The organism is Pseudooceanicola sp. (genome assembly GCF_029213205.1).
GTDB lineage: Bacteria > Pseudomonadota > Alphaproteobacteria > Rhodobacterales > Rhodobacteraceae > Pseudooceanicola.
In genome coordinates this window covers 128,361-151,288 of the sequence record NZ_JARGNH010000001.1, presented here as the reverse complement: position 1 = coordinate 151,288, position 22,928 = coordinate 128,361, and the positions used below count along the sequence as shown (strand labels likewise).

Below are 22,928 nucleotides of genomic sequence, written 5' to 3'. Positions count from 1 at the left end.
GGGCATTTACGACTGGTTTGGCCGCTCTCAAATTGCCTCGCCTTGCCTGGAGCCGGTAAAGGCAAAGCCGCGCCAGAGAGGCCGGTCCACCGGTGCGCTGGCGTCGCGTTTACGCGGCCTTCATTAACCCAGTTCGGGTTTGCACCACGAGCGCCCCGTGCAACGCCACAATGGCCTGCTTCAGATCGGCCCGATCTAGGATGAACTGCACGTCCACGTTGCGCGGGCCCTGACTTGCTCCGATTGCGCTGAGCCCCGCTTCGGCAATCGCCTGCAGGCCACGCGTCAACACCGACAGCCCCGCCAGGTCGCGCCCGATGACCGCGGCCATCGAGACCGTGCGCGACGAGATATCCGCCGCGGGATAGCGCGCGGCAAGGTCTTTTTCGACCCGGCGCAGCGCCTTCAGCGATGCATCGACATAATGGGTGATCGTGTTGGCGTTCGACACTTTCGAAACGATCCGCACGTTGTGGCGGGTCAGAACCTCCAGGATCGCGGCGTCATAGCCCTTCACGCCGACCATGTCCTGCTCGAACACCTCGAAGGCCACCAGATCGAGCCCGGTCACGACCTCGACGGCGGGCGTTTCAGCCGGTTGATCGTCGATTAAGGTTCCCGGGTCCTGCGGTTCGAAGGCGTTGGTCACACGCAGCGGCACATCGGCTTGGCGCATGGTTTTCGCCGCCTTGGGGTGGATCGCCTCCATGCCCATATTCGACAGCTGGTCGGCCACGTCGTAATTGGTCCGCCCGAGCTTGCGCACAGAATCGGCGCCAACCAGCAGCGGATCGGCCGAGGACAGGTGATATTCCTTGTGGATGATCGCCTCGCGGGCGCCGGTCAGCGCCGCAAGCCGCGAAAAAGTGACCTCGGAATAGCCGCGATCATATTCCCCCATCAGCCCTTCGGCGCATTGCGCATAGCCGGTGACGATGGGCATTTCGCGCATCGGGTCGACGCCCTCCATGGCACCGGTAATCCGTTCATCAAGGCTCACGTCGCCCTCGTCGCGCCAACCGGTCAGGTCGACAAAGCGGGCGTTGACCCCGGCGCGTAGCAGCATCAGCGTGGTGACAAAGGCCGAATGCGCCTCGCCCAGACCCGACAGCAGCTCGCGGGTTTGGGCCATGTGTTCAGACAACCGGAAGTGCCCGTAAGAACACAGCCTCTGCAAGTCGATCAGGCAGTTGCGGGCGCCAAGCACGCGGTCCCGCACAAAGGCGTCGGCGCGCTCGCTGTCGGCGGAATTGTCGAGCAAGCCGGTGTGTGCGTCGATCATCGCCGCCTGAACAAGGTCGAGCCGGTCGTGCCAGCCGTGGCCGTTGTCATCATTGGCAAAGGCCGAAAACACGCCCGGCTCGCCGGTCTTCTTGTGGTCGAGCAGTAGGTTGGTGATCCCGCCGAAGGCCGAGACAACAAAGATCCGGCCATACATATTGGCTGCGTCCCGGTCGCCGATGATCAGCGTATCGCGCAACTCGGCGAGCCGTGACATCGACGTGCCGCCGATTTTCTCAACCGTATGGCTCATGCGTCTGCCAAATCCTCTGCCGCGGCGTAAGAGCCATCAGCGCGGTGAACTTCGGTGCCGGTGACTGGCGGGTTGAAAACGCAGGCCATCACCAGTTCTTCTTCTGCCCGCAGCACGTGGCGGTCATGTTCGTTCAGCGCATACATCACGCCCGGCTTGATCTCATGGGTCTCGTTGGTGGCCAGATCGGTGATCGAGCCCTTGCCCTGAATGCAATAAACGCTCTCGAAATGGTTCTTGTATTCGAACGTGTGCTCCGAACCGGCTTCAAGAAACGTCAGATGGAACGAAAATCCCATGCCGTCGTTTGCCAGCAGCATGCGCACTGACGTCCACTTGGCGTCGGTGACAACACGGCTCGGGTCGTTTTTTACGATGTCGTTGAAATCGCGTACAATCATGGTGATTACTCCGCTGCCAGCAAGGTTGTGTCAGTGATCGCGTCGCGGGTGGCGGCCAGCAGGATGTTGAACCCGGCGCGTAGGGTTTCGGTCGTGGTGGTAAGCGGGGCGAGAACCTTGACCACCTGGTCTTCGTTGCCCGAAGTCTCGATGATCAGCCCTTTTTCGAAAGCGCGCGCGCAAATCTCGGCGGCGAGCGCGCCGGTGCCGACATCGACGCCTTGCATCAATCCACGGCCCTTCAGCTTGGCCCCCGGCACCAGTGCGGCGACTTCGGACAAAGCGCTCGTCACGAACACCGACTTTGCGGCCAGGTCACGCTGAAACCCCGCGTCGGCCCAGAATTTCTCGATCGCCACACGGGCCGTCACAAAGGCATGGGTATTGCCACGAAAGGTGCCGTTGTGCTCGGCCGGGCCGAACACGTCACATTCGGGGCGCACCAGAACCAGCGCCAAGGGCAGGCCAAAGCCAGAGATCGACTTTGCCAAGGTCACGATATCCGGGATCACGCCCATCTCTTCGAACGAAAAGAACGTGCCGGTGCGGCCAACCCCCGCCTGAATATCATCGATGATCAACAGCGCGCCGTGTTTCTTGGCGATATCGGCAACCTTGCGAACCCACTCGGGGCTGGCGGCGTTCAGCCCACCTTCGCCTTGAACGGTCTCAAACAAGATCGCAGCCGGGGCATCAATGCCGCCGGACGGGTCGCTCAGCATCTGATCCAGCAGCGCGGCACTGTCGACGCCCTCGGCATAACCATCAAACGGCATGCGGGTGACGCCTTGGGTATCCATCGCCGCGCCGCCCCGGTGGTAACCGTTGCCTGTCGCCGCCAGCGCGCCCATGGTGACGCCGTGAAAACCGTTGGTAAACGCGATTACGTTGCTCCGGCCCGTCACCTTGCGCGCGATCTTCATCGCCGCCTCGACAGCGTTGGCGCCGGTCGGTCCGGTGAACATGACGCGGTGATCCATACCGCGAGGCTGCAGAATATGCGTCTCGAAGGCGCGCAAGAAGCCCGCCTTTGCGTCGGTGTGCAAATCGAGCCCATGGGCGATACCGTCGCCCGAGATATGCGCGATCAATGCCGCTTTCATATCCGGGTCATTGTGGCCGTAGTTGAGCGAGGAACACCCGGCGAGAAAGTCGATATAGTGCTCGCCGTTCTCGCCAAACAACTCAGACCCACGGCCCGCCGTGAAAACAGTCGGCATGTTGCGGCAATACGATCGCGCCGCGCTCTCGCGGCGGTGAAAGATATCATCGGCTTGGTTCATGTCATTCGGCATGGAAGTTCCTTTCGCACAGAATGCGTTGCTGGAATGTCTGAGATGAAGAACGATCAGGCTGCGCGGGCGGCTTCTTTGCCGTCGGGCAGCGACACCGAGACCAGATGCTCGGTCGGGTGGCGCCCGTCGAAATGCGCGTGCCGTTGGAAATGCGGTGCATCGTCAAGCGTGCCGCCGATTGCGCGGGCAAAGCCGCGAAACAGAGCCCACGACGCCGCATTGCTCTCGGTAATCGTTGTCTTCAGATGCGTGGCGCCGTCGCAGGCGTCGCGCTCGATCAGCTCAAGCAGCATCAACTTGCCAAGCCCAAGGCCGCGCGCCTTGGGGCTGACGGCGACCTGCCAGACGAACAGCTCGTTTTTGGTCGGGATCATGTGACCCGAAATCCAACCAACGACCTCGCCATCGAGTTCTGCCACCACGCAGGTGTCAGAAAAATGATCTGCCTGGATCACGTTGCAGTACATCGAATTCTCGTCGAGCGGCTTGCAGTTTTTCACCAGCGCCCAGATATCGGCCCCGTCCGTCGCATTCGGCATGCGCAGAAGGGGCGTCCGAGTTCGGGTTTTTGCGGTGCTCACAGGCATGTTGGTCGTCCCTCAATTGCTTCACCTTACTAACTAATAGGTTGTAAGGAAAACTTCAATAGTCGAAGGATATTCCCCAAAAACCACAAATTTCTACATATTATTATAACATTACCGGAAGCACTCTACACAAAAACATCTTAGACAAGCGAAGCATGGCGTGGGTTTTCCGAGGATTGAAGCCGCTTGCACCTTCATGCGATACTGACGCCATGACAGAGCCAGGCCACGATCGCATCGATGAAAGTCTGATCGCGCTACGGCGTGTTCTGCGCGCGACTGAGCTTTACGAACGCGACCTCGCGCAGGCGGTTGGACTGACCCCGGCCAAGCTTCGAGTGCTGCAGATTTTACAAGGCCAGCCGGGAAAAAACGCCACCCCGAAGGCGCTCGCCACGCGGATGGGCGTGGCCCAGGCGACAGTGACGGCGTTGGTCGACAAACTGGTGGTCGGCGGGTTGGTGGTCCGGCAGCGCTCCGAGACCGACCGGCGCCAGACCAACGTGACAATCACCGAGCGCGGCAGCACCGCCGTGAAGGCGGCGCCGGATGCGCTTCAGCAGCGTTTTGTGCGCGCGTTCGAAACCTTGCATGACTGGGAGCAGGCTCAGCTTGTGGCCTCGCTCGAACGGGTGGCCGCGATGCTTGACGCCGACGACCTCGACGCGTCCCCGGTCCTGACCACAGGTGAAATCCAAGCCGCCAAAACCTCTGGGTAACACCGCTCTCGACCTTGGGACGTCGCGATGTGACCCCAATCGAAAACAGACGTTCTTTGCCAAAGAGACGATACTTCATCTGCCAGAGCGTGGAGCCGTTCGGCTTCACCGGAACGAACAAACCTTCGAGGTCAGCGAGATCTGCTATCGGTATGGTCCGAAGCTGAAGGCCGAGAACGAAGAGAGCGCCGATCTGCTGGCCCGGTGTGATCTCGGTTCTCATGGGCAGGCCTGCTGCGTTGACGCGCAGATGGCTCTTGGTCGTGAGGCCACCTCTTGAGCGGCCAAAACCCTGTCGCAGCGGCCCCGACAATCCGGCACGGCCGGCGTCACCACTTTCTTGAAACCAGCTCTTTCATCGCGGCCAGCAGCTTCTTGAGCTTCGCGCTCTCACCCTCGAGCGCCTTCAGACGCTTTACCGCCGACACCGTCATGCCGCCGAACTTGGCTTTCAGTTGTAGAAGGGGCCTTCCGACATGCCGTGCCTGCGGCACAGCTCCGCGCACTTCGCGCCCGCATCGTGCTCGTTCAGAATGCCGATGATCTGCTCGTCCGTAAATCTTGTCCGCCTCATTGTCCGTCCTCAAGTTGGATCGGACTCTAATCGACGGTGGAGGAAAAATCCCGTGGCAGATCACCATCTATCGACTTGTCCTACATGGGTGCAGGATAGTTAAAACCGGCGGTCAAGGATTCCGGTTTCTTGGTACGTTTGATACATAAGGCCGGATATTTGACACCAGAGGAAGCAGAGGGACACCCATGGCTTCCTCTGGTCGAAAATATCCTCGGGGGTGAGCGGCCGAAACGGCCGCGAGGGGGCAGACAGCCCCCTTTTGCTGCCGGTTCAGTGTCCGCCCAGAATGCCGGTGCGCAAAGCACGCAAGATGCGCGTCGGTGCCGATCATTCGCCGGATTCCTTGCGCAACTTGGTCGAGCGGTGCTTCAACACGCTCAAGAACGCACACCGCGTCGCAGCCCGCTACGACAAAACTGCCGAAAGTTTCCTGGGCTTCATAGACAGCACCTCAATCCGCCTCTGGCTGCGCCTTTTGTCAACATGTCTAGAGGTCGATCTGCTTGCCAGGCGGCCCCTGATCCGGTGTTTCGGGCGTCGCCTCCGGATCTGTCGCGTCAGGCTCCAACGGCACCTTGCGGCGCATGATGATATCACCATTCGGCAGGATCACCGGCGGGTGATAGACGCTGAAATCCTCGACCTTGCGCAGGATGTCCGACAGGGCCGGGCCCATTTCCTTGGCGAAACTGCGCAGCGCCGGTTCGACCTCGATGGCGAAGCCCTGCAATTCCTTCAGCGCCGGTTCCATCTCGCTCATCAGGCCGCGGAAAAACATCTGCGCCCCGCGTTCCATCAGCGACAGCCCCTCGCCCGGGGCATGGCGTTTGTCTTCAGCGGCCAGCGGTGTGGCGCTGGCCAGCAGCGCGGCCAGGATCAATCCGGTGTGTTTCATGGCGTCAATATAGGCGCAGCCGTCGCCATTCCCAAATCACAAGTCGATGTCGAGCGTCACCGGGAAATGATCGCTGGCGGTCATCAGCGCATCGCGCAATTCCGGTACCTCCCAGCAGGCGGGATCGTCGAACGGGTGCCAGATGTGCCACCTCGGCGCAAGCTCGGCCAGATCGGGCGAGATCATGATGTAATCGAGCAGCGCCTGCAGATAGCGCTTTTCCGGCGCAATATAGAACCGGGCACTGGTCGGCACCGCGCTCAGCTTGCGGGTCAGCCCGGCGCGGGCATGCGGGTCAACAAGCCCCAGCTCACCGGACTCACCCATCACGATTTCAACCGAGGATCGGCCAAACAGGCTTTCATACTGATCGAGCCCCGGCCCGTCGTTCAAATCGCCCAGCAGGATCAGCGACTCCTTGGCCTGCAGATGCTGCACCACCCGTTGACGCAGCCAGATTGCCTGGGCCAATTGCTTGCGCCGGTTGGTGATCGACAGGCGCATCACCTCGTCATGGTCGCGCGCGCCATGCGGCGCCTTGGATTTCAGATGCGCGCCGATCATCCGAAACGTCGCCCCCTTGCGGGTTTCGATCACCAGCTCCAGCGGCGGCTTGGAAAACCGCACCAGATCCTCGTTCGCGTCGATGTCGAGGTCGATGCGGAACACCCCGTCAAAGCGCGGCGCATCCTCCGCCCCCTTCTTGCCGGTCGGATCACCCAGGGGCGCGTGCCGGGCGCTGAGCACGTCCGGGTCATACATCAGCGCGATTTCCTGTTGGGTGCCATTGGGAAACCCGACCACGGTTTTTCGGGCGCGCAGCGAAAACACCTCGGCAAAGCCTTGCAGCGCTGTCACTGTGGTCTGGTGATCATTGTGATCCGGCGCCTCGATGATCATCAACGCATCGGCGTCCAGCGCGGTCATCACAATGCCGATGGCTTCGGCCTGCTGCGCGCGGGTGATATCGCGGCGGGCCGACCAGCGATCATCCAGCAGCAGCGCGCCGTGATCATCAAACAGCGAATTGAACCATTCGACATTCCAGGTGGCGATCCGCATCAGGCCGCCGCGCCGCGTTCTTCGCGGATTTCGGCCCAGGCCCGGTTGATGTCGACCATGCGCTTTTCTGCCATCCGGATCGATTCTTTCGGCAGACCCTGGGCCTGCAATTGATCCGGGTGGCTGGCCCGCACCGCCGCCCGCCAGGCGGCGCGCACCACCGGCATCGGCGCGTCATGCGCCACGTCGAGCACGTCATAGGGATCATGCTCGGCCTCGGGCACAAAACGGGCGCGCAGGCGGCTAAAGGCCCGCTCATCCAGACCGAAAATCTCGGCCACCTGTTTCAGATAGGCGTCTTCCTCGGGGTGGTATCCGCCATCGGCCATGGCAATATAAAACAGCCCTTCCAACAGGTTGCACAGCACCCCGGGATCATCGCGAAACATGCCGGCAATGCGCTTGGCATAGGCTTCGAACCCGGCCGAATCCTGGCGGGCCAGGTTGAACACCCGCGCCGCCGAGGCCTCGTCCTCGGGCGCGATCCGGAACACCTCGCGAAAGGCGCGCACCTCGACCCGGCTGACCACGCCGTCGGCCTTGGCCATCTTGGCCCCCAGAGCGATCACCGCGATGGCAAAGGCGACGCCTTTTTCACGCGGGCCACGCAGCTTGTCGAAAACAGCGGTCAGCCCTTCGCCCTTGGCAAGGGCGGCAATCGCTTCGGTGATGCGAGTCCAGATCGACATGGGCGCAGACATTAACCGCTGCAGCGCAGAATCACAGGGTTTTCTGCATCAGGATCAGATCATACCATTGACCGAACTTGCGCCCCGATTGCGGCATCCGCCCGCAGGGCTGATAACCGACAGCGGCGTGAAACGGCACCGCTCCGGGATTGCCGCCGCTGATCCCCGCCACCATGGTATGCGCGCCCGATGCCCGGGCGTGATCCTCGATCGCGCGCATCAGGGCGCGCCCGATGCCGCGCCCGCGCGCCGCCTGCGCCAGGATCACCGTGTGTTCCATCGCATGGACATAGCCATCGCCGCCGCGAAACTGATCGTAGCTGGCAAAGCCCAGCACCTCATCCGCCTCGGCCGCGACCAGAAACTCCCGACCATTGGCGCGCCGGGCCTCAATGTAGTCGCGCAGGCTCTCCGGGGTCTTTTCGACGCTGGCAAAGGTCACCAGCGTGTCGCGAAAGATCGGGTTCCAGATCGCGAGGATCTGCGAATGATCCGCATCCCGGACCGGGCGGATGGTGAAATTCTGCATGCTGGCTCGCCTGTGCTGTCAGGCCGATTTTTCCGATTGCCCGGGCAAAGGCAAGGGCAGATCAGAACGGCAGGGGAAAGGCCCCGCCCAGCAGCCGCCAGAGGATCCAGAGCGCCGCCAGACCCGTCGGGTAAAACGTCGCCGCAAAGCCAAAGCCGCGCAGCGGTGGCGACAGGTGATAGCCCGCCCAGAACAACAGCCGCGCCACGGCAAAATTCAGCGCCAACGCCAGCACCACGCCAGGGCCGAGCACATAGGCGGCAAACGGCCAGATGGTCAGCGCCAGGGCGATCTGTTCGACGGTGTTGGTCAGCACCGATTGATCGATCGCCGCCGCCCCGCCCGGCGCAAAGGCGGCGCCGTCGATGCTGGCGTCGTCAAAGAACCGCCGCTGCGCCAGCCGCCCGACCATCACGATCAGGATCAGCCCGGCGGGAAACCCGGCCAGCGCCAGCGCCATGCTGGGCGGCAGCGGCAGGCGCAAGCCCGCCCCCAGCCGCAGCAGCACCAGCCCCCAGATCAAGCCGAGGGCCATGCTGGCCAGGATGACGCCGCGCTTGGGCATGATTGCCGCCTCAGGCCGTCCGTGCCTGGCGGATCAGCTTCAGGATATCCTGCGCCGCCGAGGGGATATTGGTGCCCGGACCAAAGATCGCCTTGACCCCGGCCTTGGTCAGGAAATCGTAATCCTGCTGTGGGATCACCCCGCCGCAAATCACGATGATCTCGCCTGCGTCCTTGTCCTTCAGCGCCTGGATCAGCTGCGGCGCCAGGGTCTTGTGCCCCGCGGCCTGGCTGGAGATCCCGACCACATGCACGTCATTGTCGACGGCGTCCTGCGCCGCCTCTTCCGGGGTCTGGAACAGCGGCCCGACATCAACGTCAAAGCCGATATCGGCGAAAGCAGTGGCGATCACCTTGGCACCGCGGTCATGGCCGTCCTGGCCCATCTTGACCACCAGCATCCGCGGGCGCCGACCCTCGTCCTCGGCGAACGCCTCGACCGATTTCTGGATCGCCTCGAATTCCGCGTCGCCCTCATAGGCCTTGCCATACACCCCGGCGAGGGTTTTCACCTCGGCCCGGTGACGCCCGAACACCTTTTCCATCGCCATGCTGATTTCCCCTACCGACGCCCGCGCCCGCGCCGCCTCAACCGCCGCTTGCAGGATGTTGCCGCCTTCGCTGGCGCGCCGCTCCAACTCGGCCAGGGCCGCGTCGCAGGCGGCCTGGTCGCGGCTGGCACGGATCCGGTCGAGACGTTCGATCTGGCTCTTGCGGACGGCGACGTTGTCGACATCCAGAATGTCGATCGGGTCTTCCTTGTCCTTGCGGTATTTGTTGACCCCAACGATCACCTCATCACCCCGATCGATCAGCGCCTGCCTTGTGGCCGCACTTTCCTCGATCCGGAGTTTCGGCATGCCCGAAGCCACCGCCTTGGTCATGCCCCCCATCGCATCAACCTCCTCGATCAGCGCCCAGGCCTTTTCGGCCAGCTCATGAGTCAGGCTTTCGACGTAATAGGACCCGGCCAACGGATCGACCACGTTGGTGACGCCGGTTTCCTCTTGCAGCACCAGCTGGGTGTTGCGCGCGATCCGGGCCGAGAATTCGGTGGGCAGCGCGATCGCCTCGTCCAGCGCGTTGGTGTGCAGCGACTGGGTGCCGCCGAGCACCGCGCTCATCGCCTCGTAAGCGGTGCGGATGACGTTGTTGTAGGGGTCTTGCTCTTGCAGCGACACGCCCGAGGTCTGGCAATGGGTCCGCAGCATCTTGGAGCGTTCGTCCTTGGCCCCGACCTCGTCCATGATGCGATACCAGAGCAGCCTTGCCGCACGCAATTTCGCCGCTTCCATGAAAAAGTTCATGCCGATGGCGAAAAAGAACGACAGCCGACCGGCGAATTTATCCACATCCATACCGGCGGCCATCGCCGCGCGCACATATTCCTTGCCGTCCGCCAGGGTATAGGCCAGCTCCTGCACCAGGTTCGCGCCGGCCTCCTGCATGTGATAGCCGGAGATCGAGATCGAGTTGAACTTCGGCATCTCGTTGCTGGTGTATTCGATGATGTCCGAGATGATCTTCATCGAGGGTTCGGGCGGATAGATATAGGTGTTGCGGACCATGAACTCCTTCAGGATATCGTTCTGGATGGTCCCCGCGAGCAGCGACTTGTCGTGGCCCTGTTCCTCACCCGCGACGATGAAACTGGCCAGGATCGGCACCACTGCCCCGTTCATCGTCATCGACACCGAGACCTTGTCCAGCGGGATGCCGTCGAACAGGATCTTCATGTCCTCGACGCTGTCGATGGCCACGCCCGCCTTGCCGACATCGCCGACGACGCGGGGGTGATCACTGTCATAGCCGCGGTGGGTGGCCAGATCGAAGGCGACCGAGACCCCCTGCTGGCCGGCGGCCAGGTTGCGGCGATAAAAGGCGTTGGATTCCTCGGCGGTGGAAAACCCGGCATATTGGCGGATGGTCCAGGGGCGCCCGGCATACATCGTCGCCTTGACGCCACGGGTGAACGGCGGCTTGCCCGGAAGGCTGTTCATATGCGGCAGATCGGCGGTGTCCTCAGCCGTATAGAGCGGCCTGACCTCGATCCCCTCCAGGGTTTTCCAGTTCAGGTCCTCGACCGCGCGCCCGCGCAGTTCCTTTTTGGCGATGGCTGACCATTCGTCCCGTTTGTTTGTCATCTTGGCGTCCTCTTGTCCTATCGTCTGGCGGCGGGTTTGGCCCCGCCTGCCCCATGAAATTCTGTTGATGTTCGACCAGCCGGGCCAGCCCGTCGGCCCCGGCGCGCAGCCCGAACAGATCGTCGGCACAGGTCTCCTGCCGCCGGAATTGCCGCGCTCTGGAGACCGGGCCGGGTCGCGTCAGCCCCCCGGAGTGCCCCCGGTTGCCGGGCCGGTGCGGCGCCCTGATTCCGAGGCCCAAACTGGACGGCGGATCGGCATTGGCCCGCATATAGGCCTGAAACGAGGTCGAGGCGGCGGGATGCGCCCCGATGGGCAAAATGATGTCCAAGGGCCTGGTTTCCCTGCCAGAACGCCCGGTTCGCCGCGTGTTGCAACGGCACAGGAGCCAATGCGTCAGTCATCGCAAGCCCCCGGTGACGATGTGCTTAACCTTCGGATTTATCGAAAAATCTTTCGGTCCTCGCGTGTATCCTTGACCACGCCGCCCTATATTACCGGCAACAGGAGGATTCATGATCCCACTCAGACCCTTGATCCTTGCCCTTGGCCTGATCTGGCCAATAGCGGCCGCGACGGCCACCGAACCGGCGGAGCCGGTGCTGTTCCACAATGCGGCCGATGTCACGCTTGAGGAATTCGCCTGGGTGAACCGCCCGGTGGTGGTGTTTGCCGACAGCCCGGCCGATCCGCGGTTCATCCACCAGATGCGGGTGCTCAACGCGCTGCCGCAGGAATTGATCGACCGCGATGTGGTGGTGATCACAGATACCGACCCGGCGGCGGAAAGCGCCATCCGGATGACCCTGCGCCCGCGCGGTTTCATGCTGGTGCTGCTGGGCAAGGACGGACAGGTAAAACTGCGCAAACCGCAACCCTGGGATGTGCGCGAGCTGACCCGGGTGATCGACAAGGATCCGCAGCGCCAGCAAGAGGTCGAAGACCGGCGCGACAGCAAGTAGCGGCGCGGCATGACCACCGCCCGCCTTGCCCGGCCAGAATAGACCGCCGCGCCCGCAGTCATCTCATTCGAACTCCATGATCACTTCGTCAACCGCCAGGCTGTCACCGGCAGCGGCGTTGATCTTGGTCACCACCGCCTTTTTCTCGGCGCGCAGGATATTTTCCATCTTCATCGCCTCGATGGTGCAGAGCGCCTGCCCCTCCTGGACCTCGTCGCCGACCTCGACCTCGAGCTTTACCACCAGCCCCGGCATCGGGCAGAGCAGCAGTTTCGAAGTATCGGGCGGCAGTTTTTCCGGCATCAACCGGGCCAGCGCCGCCTGACGCGGATTGCGGACATGCACCTTGAGATCGGCACCGCGGGCCCGGATCCGGAAGCCGCCCGAGATTTTGCCGACCTTCAGCACCAGCGGCGTACCATTAACGTTCATATGCGCCAGAGTCCTCCCCGGCACCCAATCGCCCTCGACACGCAGTGCTGTGCCATCGTCAAACAGGATCGTCGATCCGTCATGATCGGCCTTGACCGTCACCTCGAAATCCATCCCCTGCAGGGTGATCACCCAGCGGTCGCCGACCTTGCGTTCGTGATTGTCCATCCGCCCCGAAACCCGGGTGCGGCGAATTTCGCTGATCCGGTTCATCGCGACTGAGGCGGCGGCGATACGGCGCAGGTCGGCTTCGGGCAGGGTCACGCCTTCGAAGCCTTCGGGCCATTCCTCCGCGATAAAGGCGGTGGTCATCTCGCCGTTGATAAAGATCGGGTGATCCATCACCGCCGACAGGAACGGCAGGTTGTGGCCGATCCCCTCGACCTCGAAACTGTCCAGCGCCACCCGCATCGCCTCGATCGCCTGGTCCCGGGTCGGGGCCCAGGTGCAGAGCTTGGCGATCATCGGGTCGTAATACATGCTGATCTCGCCGCCCTCATAGACGCCGGTGTCATTGCGCACGGCGACCGGTCCGGTGTCCGCGTCGCCCTGCCATTTGCCATTCACCTGCAACGGCCCGGCGGCAATCTCCACCGGCGGGCAATAGGCGGTCAGCCGCCCGATCGAGGGCAGGAAGTTGCGGTAAGGGTCTTCGGCATAGAGCCGGTTCTCGATCGCCCAGCCGGTCAGTTTCACGTCGTCCTGGGTGATCGTCAGCTTTTCGCCGGCGGCAACGCGGATCATCTGCTCGACCAGGTCGACGCCGGTAATCAGCTCGGTCACCGGGTGTTCCACCTGCAACCTTGTGTTCATTTCCAGGAAGTAGAAGTTCTTGTCGCCATCGACGATGAATTCCACCGTGCCGGCGCTGGCGTAATCCACCGCCTGCGCCAGGGCCACCGCCTGTTCGCCCATCGCCTTGCGCGTGGCCTCGTCGAGGAAGGGGCTGGGCGCCTCTTCGACCACCTTCTGGTTGCGGCGCTGGATCGAACATTCCCGCTCGCCCAGGTAGACACCGTTGCCATGGCTGTCACAGAGCACCTGGATCTCGATATGGCGCGGCTGGGTCACGAATTTCTCGATGAAGATCCGGTCATCGCCAAAGGAACTGGCCGCCTCGTTCTTGGAACTCTGAAAGCCCTCGCGCGCCTCGGCTTCGTCCCAGGCGATACGCATGCCCTTGCCGCCGCCACCGGCAGAGGCCTTGATCATCACCGGATAACCGATCTGGCCGGAAATCTCGACCGCATGATCCGCGTCATCAATCAGCCCCATGTAGCCGGGCACGGTGGAAACATTGGCCTCCTGCGCCAGCTTTTTCGAGGTGATCTTGTCACCCATCGCCTCGATCGCGCCGACCGGCGGGCCGATGAAGGCCACCCCTGCCGCCTCAAGCGCCTGGGCGAATTTCGGGTTCTCGGACAGAAAACCATAGCCGGGATGCACCGCCTGCGCGCCGCTCTCCTTGATCGCCTGCATGATCTTGTCGATCACGATATAGCTCTGGTTGGCGGCGGGGGGGCCGATATGGATTGCCTCATCCGCCATGCTGACATGCAGCGCATTGCGGTCGGCATCGGAATAGACCGCAACCGTGGCGATCCCCATCTTGCGCGCGGTCTTGATGACCCGGCAGGCGATTTCACCCCGGTTGGCAATCAGGATCTTGTCGAACATCAGCTGTCCCCTTCTCGTCTTTTGGTGGTCATGGGTGCCACCGATGTAAGCATGCAAAAACCCGCCAAGGCGCGCGGCCTTGGCGGTTGGTGAGATGATACGGGCGGCCCGGCAACAAGGTGCGGGCGCGGAAAATGGATCAGGTTGGCGTCAGTTGCAGCGGCTTGGATAATGCTGGCAATAGGCGACGTTGGCCGCCGCCCCGACCAGCGCGCCGGTGCCGATACCGCCGCCCAGAACGCCCGAGGTGATCGCCCCGCCACCGGCGCCGATGACGGCCTGTTCTCCAAAGGTATTGCCGCAGGCCGCCAGCCCGCCAAGAAGCGCGGCCGCCAAGGCGAAGGTCTTGAATGTGTTGATCTGCATGTCTGTGTTCCCCTGACTTTGCATTCACTGCCTGGCGTCAGGATCTCAGCCTTGTGGGCAACGCGCAAGCCCGAACTGAGCCGCGGGCGCGATGCCGCCAGGAATGACCCGCACTCGGCAAGAAGGCGCCGAATCACGCGGCCTTGCGGTCGGCGGCTGGGGCACCCGTGCCGGGTTTCAGGGAAAAAATGGGCGGTCGTCCCGTGGGGGGGAATCGACCGCCCTTCAGTGGAAGGGTAACAGTATAGACATGCCGGATCGACATGGGGTGGACCAAAAGAGGCAGGCCCAAACAATCCAACTGCCGCCATGCTGCCGCGCCCCGGGCCGGACGCCAAGCACACAGCGCCGCCGCCGCCGATTTCGGCGCCGCACCGCCCATCGCCTTGATCGGGCGGCAAAATCATGCCGATCCTCCGGCAAAAACATCGGGAAAGCTGACCTCGGCGGCGCGACGATCGACGCGCAACAGCGCCTCGTAGCTGGCCGGATCGAAGGGATCCTCGGCGGCCACCACCTCGCGCCCAAACAGCCAGCTCAGCCGCCCGGCATCCAGATTGCCACGCTCGAACGGGGCCTCGCCGAAATGTTCCCAGAGCGCCGCCAGAAATGCCGCATCGGCCAGCCGATCGACCGCCTTGCGATCGCGATACCGTTCGCGCCGGGTCAGCGGGGTGATGCCGCGCGGATTGCCACGGCGGATGGTGAATTGAAAATCTGTGCCCGAAAGACGGCTGGGAAAGCCGCGATGTTTCAGCATGATCCACCCCCCGCACCCTGGGGCAGATGGCAATTAGGGCCCGGCACCAGGGCCGGACCCCAGAGTCTTACCGTATCCGGCTTACTTGTATTTGCCGGTGTAAACGGGTTCTTGGCTGATCGGCTCGGGCTCGACCACAACGTATTCTTCTTCTTTCGCTGCACAGGCCGCCACAAAGGCAACCAGGCTGAAGGCGAAGAGGCTCTTAACGGTTTTCGACATCTGCTTCTCCTGTCTCGGTCACAGGCCGTTCCGGACCGGAAATCGCCCCAGCTTGCGGCCTGCGTCGTATCGACCGCATTGGCGCGGCCTGACGACAAGATACAGGAGAGTGGCCGCGAAAGACATTGGGACGCCATCGCCCACGCGTTTTGTGACTCGAAAGCCTCAAAACCCGCGTGGGCTGAACAACCTCTCGCAACATATTGTGGCACCGTCAAAAACCTTCCCAGATACAGGCGTCTTTTTGCAGCTGAAACTGTTCGAAGAACTGGATCACATCGGGCGATGCGACACCGAACTCGACCTCGGCGCTGGCCATCGAAATCACCGTTCGCGCGATTGGCGTCGGCTGCGTCGCGGCCCAGGGCAGCACTTGCTGGGTGCAGAGCGCTGGAAAATCCGCCTCGACCGCAGCAAAGCCATCGGCCTGGACCGCTGGAGCAACATAGCGGAACCGCACCAGCGCGCCGCCGCTGACCTGGGTGTCGAGCAGGACCTCCTGCAGGGTCAGCGAAATGCCGGAGGGCACGGTCGGGGCCTCCTCCTGCCCCGGTGCCGTGGTCGCGGCCCAGGTCAGGGCCCCTCCTGCCGCGACGATTTTCGCCAGACGCAGACGCATCACCGGCCCCTTTGTCACAGAGGAATGTTGTCGTGTTTCTTCCACGGTGCCTGCAGCTGCTTGTTGCGCAGGCTGGCAAAGGCCCGCGCCACCCGCTTGCGGGTCGAATGCGGCTGGATCACCTCGTCGATAAAGCCACGTTCGGCCGCGACAAACGGATTGGCGAAACGATCCTCATAATCCTTGGTGTGCTGGGCGATCTTTTCGGCATTGCCCAGATCCGAGCGGTGGATGATCTCGGTCGCGCCCTTGGCGCCCATCACCGCGATTTCCGCCGTCGGCCAGGCATAGTTGAAATCCGCACCGATATGTTTCGAGCTCATCACGTCATAAGCGCCGCCATAGGCTTTGCGGGTGATCACCGTCACCTTGGGCACCGTCGCCTCGCCATAGGCGAACAGAAGTTTCGCGCCGTGCTTGATGACGCCGCCAAATTCCTGGCTGGTACCGGGCAAGAACCCGGGCACGTCAACAAAGGTCAGGATCGGGATTTCAAAGGCGTCGCAAAAGCGCACGAAGCGCGCCGCCTTGCGGCTGGAATCGATATCCAGGCACCCGGCCAGCACCATCGGCTGGTTGGCCACAACCCCGACGGTCTGACCTTCGATGCGGATGAAACCGGTGATGATGTTCTTGGCGTAATCTTCCTGGATCTCATAGAAATCCGCCTCATCCGCGACTTTCAGGATCAGCTCCTTCATGTCGTAGGGGCTGTTGGCGTTTTCCGGCACCAGGGTGTCGAGGCTGTTCTCGATCCGGTCAGGGCTGTCAAAGAACGGCCGCACCGGCGGTTTCTCGCGGTTGTTCATCGGCAGGAAATCGACCAGGCGGCGGACCTCGGCCATCGCCTCGACATCGTTTTCAAAGGCGCCGTCGGCGACGCTGGATTTGCGGGTATGGGTGCTGGCGCCGCCCAGTTCCTCGGCGGTAACCACCTCGTTGGTGACGGTTTTCACCACGTCGGGGCCGGTGACGAACATGTAAGAGCTGTCTTTGACCATGAAAATGAAATCGGTCATCGCCGGAGAATAGACCGCGCCGCCGGCACATGGCCCCATGATCACGCTGATCTGCGGCACCACACCGCTGGCCCGGATATTGCGCTGAAACACATCGGCATAGCCCGCGAGCGAGGCAACGCCCTCTTGAATCCGCGCCCCGCCGGAATCGTTCAGCCCGATCACCGGGGCGCCGTTCTGCACTGCCATATCCATGATCTTGCAGATCTTTTGCGCATGGGTTTCAGACAGAGAGCCACCAAAGACGGTGAAATCCTGGCTGAACACATAGACCATACGGCCATTGATCGTGCCCCAGCCGGTGACCACGCCATCGCCATAGGGGCGCTGCTGTTCCATGCCGAAATCGGTGCAGCGGTGGCTGACGAACATGTCGAATTCTTCGAAACTGTCGGCGTCGAGCAGTAGCTCGACCCGTTCGCGCGCGGTCAGCTTGCCCTTGGCGTGCTGCGACTCGATCCGCGCTTCACCGCCTCCGAGACTGGCCACCTTGCGCCGGTTGTCGAGTTCCTGAAGAATGTCCTTCATCGCTGCGTCCTTTAACTGGATGGCCTTCACTGGATGCCCCTGCCGGATGGCGTTCACCGCAGGCGCCGGACCTGATTGTTCCGAATTGATGACCAGGATATCATGGGCCGAATGGATCTGCCCGGACCATAGGGAAAAGCCGGGGCAGGACAAGAAAAATAGGGCAAATTTGCAAATATAATGCAGAAAGCGTTTTGCAAATTGCAAAACCGCAAACCTCAGCGACTCGCGATGGACTTTGCCCGCCACCGATCCTACCGATCCATGCTGCCTCAAAACCAGCCTGTTCGCTTTCTCGACCGCAGATCGCCGCCGCATATGCTGACCCTGGTCCTGCTGACCGGCGCCAGCGCGATGTCGATGACCCTGTTCCTGCCGTCGCTGCCGCGGATGGCCGAAGATTTTGCTGCGACCTATGCACTGATCCAGCTGGCGGTGGCGGGCTATATGGCCACCAATGCCATCCTGCAAATCTTCATCGGCCCGTTTGCCGATCGCTTTGGCCGCCGCCCGGTGCTGCTCTGGGGGGTCGCGGCCTTCTGCCTGGCGACCCTGGGCTGCGCGCTGGCCACCAATGTCTATGTGTTTCTGGCGTTTCGGATGATCCAATCCGGAATTGCGGTCGGCCTCGTCCTGGGGCGGGCGGTGGTGCGCGACATGTTTCCACCGGATGAGGCGGCGGCGCGGCTCGGCTATGTCACCATGGGCATGGCGCTGGTGCCGATGATGGCCCCGGCCTTTGGCGGCTGGCTGGATGAAACCCTGGGCTGGCGCGCTGCCTTCTGGTTCCTGCTGCTGGTCGGGCTGCTGGCCGCGCGGCTCGGGGTCAACCGGATGGTGATGATCGGCACCTCGCTCACCGCTGCCGGGCTGGCCACCGCCCTGATCCTCAATCTGGCCGACTTGGGTGGGGTGGCGGTGTTTTTCGGCGGCATGTTCTTTGTCGGCATGGGCAACGGTCTCACCATGCCCTCGGCCACATCTGGGATGCTGTCGGTGCGCGCGCCCGCCTCGGGGCTGGGCGGCGCCATTGCCATCGGCAGCGGCGCCACCCTGTCACTGATCGCCGGGCTGATCCTTGGCCCCGGGCGCGACGAGGCGCCGCTGATCTGGCTGATGTTCGGCACCGCCCTCGCCGGGCTGGTTGCGATCCTGTTGGTGATCCGGCGCGAACGCCAGATGGGCCTGACCCCACGCTGAACCTTGGCCCTTGTTAAGTCGGCTTTGCAAAGCTACCGATTGAATATGCAACTTTGCAAATCAACGGGGGCGGCATGGCACAGAAACTTTACGCCGGGGCCAAGCTGCGCGAAACCCGCCAGCGGCTGGGGCTGACACAAAAGGATTTCGCCGCCAAGCTGGGCGTGTCACTGCCCTATCTGAACCAGATGGAAAACAACAACCGCCCGGTTTCGACCACGGTTGTCCTGGCCCTCGCCAATGAATTCGGTTTCGACGTGACCGAGCTTTCGATCGGCGACAGCGAGCGGCTGGTCTCGGACATGCGCGAGGCGATGGCCGACCCGGTGCTGGCCGAACACACCCCGCCACTGGCCGATCTGCGGCTGACCGCCTCCAACGCCCCGGCGCTGGCACGGGCGTTTCTGCATCTGCACCAGGCCTATCGGCAGACCCATGAACGACTGGCCTCGCTGGACGAGGCGCTGGGGCGCGACGACGTCCGCACCCAGGCCAGCCCCTGGGAAGAGGTGCGCGATTTCTTTCACTATTGCGACAATTACATCGACGCCGTCGATCGCGCCGCCGAACATTTTGCCCAGCCGCTGCGCGGTAAGGACACCATCCGGGTCAGGGCAATGTCCGAGCTGGACCAGCACAATGTCAAGGTGCAGTTCGCCGACACCGAAACGCTGCGCCAGTTTGATCGCGACACCGGGCGGCTGACCCTGTCCCTGCGCGCCGCGCCGCAGACCCAGACCTTTCAATTGCTGTTGCAGGTGGCGCTGCTGACCCAGGACGCGCTGCTTGAGGCAACGCTCGATCTGGCGCGGTTTCACAGCGCTGCCGCCCGCGCCATCGCCAAGATCGGCCTTGCCAATTACTTCGCCGGGGCGGCGCTGATGCCCTATGGCGCCTTTCAGGCTGCGGCGATCGAGGCCCGCCATGATCTTGAGGTGCTGGCGACCCGGTTTGGCGCCTCGATCGAACAGGTGGCGCACCGGCTGTCGACCCTGCAACGGCCCGGTGCCAAGGGGGTGCCGTTCTTTTTCGTGCGCGTTGATCAGGCCGGAACGATCACCAAACGGCATTCAGCGACGCGGCTGCAATTCGCCCGGTTTGGCGGCGCCTGCCCGCTGTGGAACGTGCACCGCGCCTTTGAGACGCCAGGGCGGTTCTTGCGACAACTGGCCGAGACGCCGGACGGGGTGCGCTACATCTCGCTGGCCCGCGACGTCTCGAAATCCGGCGGGGCCTTTGGCGCCCCGACCCGGCGCTTTGCCATCGCCCTGGGCTGCGAGGTCGCCCATGCCGATCAGCTGGTCTATGCCGACGATCTGGACCTGACCCGCCCGCGCGCATTCGAACCAATCGGCATTTCCTGCCGAATCTGCGAGCGCGAGAAATGCCACCAGCGCGCGGTTCCGCCATTGGAACGGCGGCTGGTGATCGATCCGGATTCGCGTGGCGTGCTGCCCTATGTGGTCGGCTGAGCCGCCTTCAGCGCCGCAAACACCTCGTCCTTCAGGCGGCTACGCTCCTTGCGCAGCTCGATCATCGCCAGATCTTCCATCGGGTCGATATTGGTCTCGGCCCGGTGAATCTGGTTGTTGACGTCGTGATATTCCGCCGCAAGCCGCGCAAAATGCGCATCCTTGGTCTTCAACAGGGTGATCGCGGCGGCGAAATCGGGAAATTCCTCGTGCAGTTCATGTGGGGTATGAGTCATGGGAGCGTTCCTTTTCCTTGAATTGTTGCGCCCAGTGTACCCACTTGCCGCCGCCGCTCCTTGACCAGGATCAACCCGGCACCACAATGCACCCTGCCCCCGCTTCCTCTGGTTCAAAATATCCCGGGGGTGAGGCCGCAGGCCGAGGGGGCAGCGCCCCCTGCCCGGTCGATCAGCCCGCGTCGGCGCCGGCACCCCCGCCCCGGCTCACAGCTTGGTCGCCTGCGGCGGTGGCACCTTCATACCGTCCCGCTTCACCTTGGATTCGCGCCAGGCGATGAAACTGACCGCCGCGATGATCATGCCGCCGCCGAGGATGACATAGGGATCGACCGCCTCGCCAAAGACGAAATATCCCAGCAGCACCGCCCAGAGCAATTGCAGAAAGGTCACCGGCTGGGTCACCGAAATCGGTGCCGCCTGCAGCGCCCGCGTCATCGTGTAATGACCGGTGGTCGCCACGCAGGCGACCGCGAACAGCACCGCCAGGGTGGTCAGGTCCGGGGTCACCCATTGCATCAGCGCCACCGGCGCCAGCGCCAGTGCCACCGACATCGACAGCAAGGCCACCACCACCATCGGCGGCAATTCATCCGACAGCCGTTTGGCGAACATATAGGACGCGGCAAAGACCATCGCCGCGATCACCATCATCGTGTGCCCAGGCTCGATCTCACGCAGCCCGGGGCGCAGGATCACCAGGGCGCCGATCAGCCCGATCACCACCGCCACGATGCGCCGCGCCGCCAGCTTTTCGCCCAGGAAAATCGCGGCCCCAATGGCGACAAAGATCGGCGAAATATAGTTGATCGCGGTGACATCGGCGATCGGGATCCGCGCCATCGCAAAGAACCACAGCGCCACGCCAGTGGCATGCAGAGCGCCACGGAACCCGATCATCCGCCATTGCCGCGCGGTGATCCGCGCCGCCAGGATCGGCCGGATGGTCGGGATCAGCAGCACCAGCCCCAGCGCATAGCGCAGGAACGCCGCCTCGGGCGCGGGCACCCGCGGCCCGAGGAATTTCACCCCGGTGTTCACAAAGACAAAGAGAAGGCCCGACACCAGCATCCACAGAATGCCAACAACCGGGCGCGAAGGCCGTGCGTCGATCATGCCTCCACCAATCACGTTGTGCCCACGGCGGCAAGAGCGGCGCGGCGATTGTCACGGTTGCAGATTCGGCAGCACCGGATGCCGCAAGCCGGGCCTGCCGCCCGAGTCAGCCCCCCAGCAGCAACCGCGCCGCGATCGCCCACATGATCGTTGCGACCAGCAGATCCAGCAGTCGCCAGGCAGCGGGGCGGGCAAACAGCGGCGCCAACGCCCGGGCGCCATAGCCGAGCGTGGCAAAAAAGATCAGGCTGGCCGTCATCCCGCCCAGGGCAAAGGCGCGCTTGTCCGGCCAATCGGCGCTGACCGCGCCCATCAGCACCAAGGTGTCGAGATAGACATGCGGATTGCCCCAGGTCAGCGCCAGGCAGATCGCGATCACCCGGCCCAGCGGCTGATCCGCCTGGCCGCTGGCGGCACGCAGGGCGCTGCTGCCGATCCAGGCGCTGCGCAGCGCGATCCCGCCATAGACGATCAGGAACCCGGCACCGCCATAGCGCAGCAGCGGGTCGAGCCAGCCAAACCGCGCGGTCAGGGCCCCGAACCCGGCCACCCCGGCGCCGATCAGCACCGCATCCGACAGCGCGCAGACCGCGACCACCGCGCCAACATGTTCGCGCCGCAGCCCCTGACGCAGCACAAAGGCATTCTGCGCCCCGATGGCCAGGATCAGTGACAGCCCGGTGGCGAATCCGGCCAGAGCGGCAGCGCTCATGAACCGAGGTACTCTTCGGTCCAGCCCAGATCCGCCATTTCGGCGGTGCGGTCCACGCAATCATTGCGGCAGATGAATTCATCCAGCTGCGGCGGCGCGACCGATGTGGCCGACAGCATCGTATGCGCCTGGCCCCGGTGGTGCACCGCGTGCAGGGCCAGGTGCAACAGCAGATCCGGCAGCGGTTCGTGTTGAACACCGGCGCTGCGCTGCACCGCGACGATCCGGGTCAGACCCGCCGGTTTCAGCGCATCACAAAACCCCACCAGCCGCAGATCCAGCTGCATCTGCGCGGCGCGCAGCCGCGCCAGATCGGGCAGCGGCAGCGGATTGTCGCGATGGAGGAACCCGGCCCGACCGCCGTGCAGCGCATCGATGTAAAACAGATCGACCGTGTAAAGGTGATTGAGCGTTGCCTGCAAAGACCCGAAAAAGCCGACTCGCGGCGCCGTCCAGTCACCGGGCTCCAGCCGGGCGCAGGCGTTCAGCAACCGCAGATTGGCCAGGGCGTTCTGGCGGGCGGTCAGCCGATGCGGGCGGCAGGGGTCGGTGAGATCTGCACTCATAGGGGCCCCATGGAAAAGGCGGCCGAAGCCGCCTCACCTTACCAT

General features: G+C 63.2%; 24 protein-coding genes and 3 pseudogenes. 5 read left to right on the top strand and 22 right to left on the bottom strand.

Going from position 1 to position 22,928, the window contains the following annotated elements:
* Nucleotides 1-109: 109 nt before the first annotated feature.
* From P1U48_RS00765 to ectA, 4 genes are read right to left on the bottom strand one after another with little or no spacing between them, the layout of a single operon-like run.
* Complete coding sequence (locus tag P1U48_RS00765; RefSeq protein ID WP_301066252.1) at nucleotides 110-1,534, bottom strand: aspartate kinase; 1,425 nt, start codon at nucleotides 1,532-1,534, stop codon at nucleotides 110-112.
* Nucleotides 1,531-1,935, bottom strand: a complete 405-nt coding sequence (locus tag P1U48_RS00760) for an ectoine synthase (RefSeq protein WP_301066251.1) — start codon at nucleotides 1,933-1,935, stop codon at nucleotides 1,531-1,533. Before P1U48_RS00760 ends, P1U48_RS00765 begins: the two co-directional genes overlap by 4 nt.
* Before the next feature lie 5 nt (nucleotides 1,936-1,940).
* Complete coding sequence (gene ectB, locus P1U48_RS00755) at nucleotides 1,941-3,230, bottom strand: diaminobutyrate--2-oxoglutarate transaminase (protein WP_301066250.1); 1,290 nt, start codon at nucleotides 3,228-3,230, stop codon at nucleotides 1,941-1,943.
* Nucleotides 3,231-3,283: 53 nt separating this feature from the next.
* Nucleotides 3,284-3,769 (bottom strand): diaminobutyrate acetyltransferase, encoded by a 486-nt coding sequence (ectA, locus tag P1U48_RS00750; protein ID WP_301066249.1) that lies wholly within the window; start codon nucleotides 3,767-3,769, stop codon nucleotides 3,284-3,286.
* A gap of 260 nt (nucleotides 3,770-4,029) precedes the next feature.
* Between ectA and P1U48_RS00745 the strand changes: the two genes are divergently transcribed.
* On the top strand, nucleotides 4,030-4,536 hold the full coding sequence (locus P1U48_RS00745) for a MarR family transcriptional regulator (protein WP_301066248.1): 507 nt from the start codon (nucleotides 4,030-4,032) through the stop codon (nucleotides 4,534-4,536).
* Between the two features lie 196 nt (nucleotides 4,537-4,732).
* On the opposite strand, the pseudogene P1U48_RS00740 reads toward P1U48_RS00745, so the two are convergent.
* Together P1U48_RS00740 and P1U48_RS00735 are read right to left on the bottom strand one after the other, a co-directional pair.
* Nucleotides 4,733-4,834 (bottom strand): annotated as a pseudogene (locus P1U48_RS00740) (IS5/IS1182 family transposase); the annotation flags it as partial.
* A 37-nt stretch (nucleotides 4,835-4,871) separates the two neighbouring features.
* A pseudogene (locus P1U48_RS00735) lies at nucleotides 4,872-5,110 on the bottom strand (transposase); the annotation flags it as partial.
* A 283-nt stretch (nucleotides 5,111-5,393) separates the two neighbouring features.
* On the opposite strand from P1U48_RS00735, the pseudogene P1U48_RS00730 reads away from it, so the two are divergent.
* A pseudogene (locus P1U48_RS00730) lies at nucleotides 5,394-5,597 on the top strand (transposase); the annotation flags it as partial.
* A 3-nt stretch (nucleotides 5,598-5,600) separates the two neighbouring features.
* Here the strand turns inward: P1U48_RS00730 and P1U48_RS00725 are convergent.
* The 6 genes from P1U48_RS00725 to scpA form a co-directional block, all read right to left on the bottom strand.
* Nucleotides 5,601-6,008: a hypothetical protein gene (locus P1U48_RS00725; RefSeq protein ID WP_301066247.1), complete on the bottom strand. Its 408-nt coding sequence runs from the start codon at nucleotides 6,006-6,008 to the stop codon at nucleotides 5,601-5,603.
* Nucleotides 6,009-6,044: 36 nt separating this feature from the next.
* Nucleotides 6,045-7,070: an endonuclease/exonuclease/phosphatase family protein gene (locus P1U48_RS00720; RefSeq protein WP_301066246.1), complete on the bottom strand. Its 1,026-nt coding sequence runs from the start codon at nucleotides 7,068-7,070 to the stop codon at nucleotides 6,045-6,047.
* Nucleotides 7,070-7,759, bottom strand: coding sequence for a TerB family tellurite resistance protein (locus P1U48_RS00715; RefSeq protein WP_301066854.1), 690 nt, complete (start codon nucleotides 7,757-7,759; stop codon nucleotides 7,070-7,072). Before P1U48_RS00715 ends, P1U48_RS00720 begins: the two co-directional genes overlap by 1 nt.
* 31 nt (nucleotides 7,760-7,790) lie before the next feature.
* Entirely contained in the window at nucleotides 7,791-8,288 is a 498-nt protein-coding gene (locus P1U48_RS00710; RefSeq protein ID WP_301066245.1) for a GNAT family N-acetyltransferase, read from the bottom strand.
* Nucleotides 8,289-8,349: 61 nt separating this feature from the next.
* Nucleotides 8,350-8,853 carry an MAPEG family protein gene (locus P1U48_RS00705; protein ID WP_301066244.1) on the bottom strand — a complete coding sequence of 168 codons (504 nt, stop codon included), beginning with the start codon at nucleotides 8,851-8,853 and terminating at the stop codon, nucleotides 8,350-8,352.
* A 10-nt stretch (nucleotides 8,854-8,863) separates the two neighbouring features.
* Nucleotides 8,864-10,996: a methylmalonyl-CoA mutase gene (scpA, locus tag P1U48_RS00700; protein ID WP_301066243.1), complete on the bottom strand. Its 2,133-nt coding sequence runs from the start codon at nucleotides 10,994-10,996 to the stop codon at nucleotides 8,864-8,866.
* 515 nt (nucleotides 10,997-11,511) lie between these two features.
* On the opposite strand from scpA, the gene P1U48_RS00695 reads away from it, so the two are divergent.
* On the top strand, nucleotides 11,512-11,958 hold the full coding sequence (locus P1U48_RS00695; RefSeq protein WP_301066242.1) for a DUF4174 domain-containing protein: 447 nt from the start codon (nucleotides 11,512-11,514) through the stop codon (nucleotides 11,956-11,958).
* Nucleotides 11,959-12,021: 63 nt separating this feature from the next.
* On the opposite strand, the gene P1U48_RS00690 is transcribed toward P1U48_RS00695, so the two are convergent.
* From P1U48_RS00690 to P1U48_RS00665, 6 genes are all read right to left on the bottom strand, one after another.
* Nucleotides 12,022-14,067 (bottom strand): acetyl/propionyl/methylcrotonyl-CoA carboxylase subunit alpha, encoded by a 2,046-nt coding sequence (locus P1U48_RS00690; RefSeq protein ID WP_301066241.1) that lies wholly within the window; start codon nucleotides 14,065-14,067, stop codon nucleotides 12,022-12,024.
* Nucleotides 14,068-14,217: 150 nt separating this feature from the next.
* On the bottom strand, nucleotides 14,218-14,433 hold the full coding sequence (locus tag P1U48_RS00685) for a hypothetical protein (RefSeq protein WP_301066240.1): 216 nt from the start codon (nucleotides 14,431-14,433) through the stop codon (nucleotides 14,218-14,220).
* Nucleotides 14,434-14,836: 403 nt separating this feature from the next.
* Nucleotides 14,837-15,193 carry a hypothetical protein gene (locus P1U48_RS00680; RefSeq protein WP_301066239.1) on the bottom strand — a complete coding sequence of 119 codons (357 nt, stop codon included), beginning with the start codon at nucleotides 15,191-15,193 and terminating at the stop codon, nucleotides 14,837-14,839.
* 81 nt (nucleotides 15,194-15,274) lie between these two features.
* A complete protein-coding gene (locus P1U48_RS00675; RefSeq protein WP_301066238.1) occupies nucleotides 15,275-15,415 on the bottom strand; it encodes a hypothetical protein in 141 nt (46 codons plus the stop codon).
* A gap of 214 nt (nucleotides 15,416-15,629) precedes the next feature.
* Nucleotides 15,630-16,034, bottom strand: a complete 405-nt coding sequence (locus P1U48_RS00670) for a DUF6497 family protein (protein WP_301066237.1) — start codon at nucleotides 16,032-16,034, stop codon at nucleotides 15,630-15,632.
* 14 nt (nucleotides 16,035-16,048) lie between these two features.
* Nucleotides 16,049-17,581, bottom strand: a complete 1,533-nt coding sequence (locus P1U48_RS00665) for an acyl-CoA carboxylase subunit beta (protein ID WP_301066236.1) — start codon at nucleotides 17,579-17,581, stop codon at nucleotides 16,049-16,051.
* A 264-nt stretch (nucleotides 17,582-17,845) separates the two neighbouring features.
* Here P1U48_RS00665 and P1U48_RS00660 point away from each other — a divergent pair, with 264 nt between their 5' ends.
* Nucleotides 17,846-18,781 carry an MFS transporter gene (locus P1U48_RS00660; RefSeq protein WP_301066235.1) on the top strand — a complete coding sequence of 312 codons (936 nt, stop codon included), beginning with the start codon at nucleotides 17,846-17,848 and terminating at the stop codon, nucleotides 18,779-18,781.
* Between the two features lie 74 nt (nucleotides 18,782-18,855).
* On the top strand, nucleotides 18,856-20,253 hold the full coding sequence (locus P1U48_RS00655; protein WP_301066234.1) for a helix-turn-helix transcriptional regulator: 1,398 nt from the start codon (nucleotides 18,856-18,858) through the stop codon (nucleotides 20,251-20,253).
* On the opposite strand, the gene P1U48_RS00650 is transcribed toward P1U48_RS00655, so the two are convergent.
* The 4 genes from P1U48_RS00650 to P1U48_RS00635 form a co-directional block, all read right to left on the bottom strand.
* Nucleotides 20,238-20,489: a YdcH family protein gene (locus tag P1U48_RS00650; protein ID WP_301066233.1), complete on the bottom strand. Its 252-nt coding sequence runs from the start codon at nucleotides 20,487-20,489 to the stop codon at nucleotides 20,238-20,240. The two genes, P1U48_RS00655 and P1U48_RS00650, sit on opposite strands and share 16 nt — an antisense overlap.
* 207 nt (nucleotides 20,490-20,696) lie before the next feature.
* The gene (locus P1U48_RS00645) at nucleotides 20,697-21,605 is read right to left on the bottom strand and encodes a DMT family transporter (protein WP_301066232.1); all 909 of its coding nucleotides are present in this window, start codon (nucleotides 21,603-21,605) and stop codon (nucleotides 20,697-20,699) included.
* A gap of 106 nt (nucleotides 21,606-21,711) precedes the next feature.
* Nucleotides 21,712-22,317, bottom strand: a complete 606-nt coding sequence (locus tag P1U48_RS00640; RefSeq protein ID WP_301066231.1) for a LysE/ArgO family amino acid transporter — start codon at nucleotides 22,315-22,317, stop codon at nucleotides 21,712-21,714.
* Nucleotides 22,314-22,883: a DinB family protein gene (locus tag P1U48_RS00635; protein ID WP_301066230.1), complete on the bottom strand. Its 570-nt coding sequence runs from the start codon at nucleotides 22,881-22,883 to the stop codon at nucleotides 22,314-22,316. The genes P1U48_RS00640 and P1U48_RS00635 overlap by 4 nt, the downstream gene beginning before the upstream one ends.
* Nucleotides 22,884-22,928 lie beyond the last annotated feature (45 nt).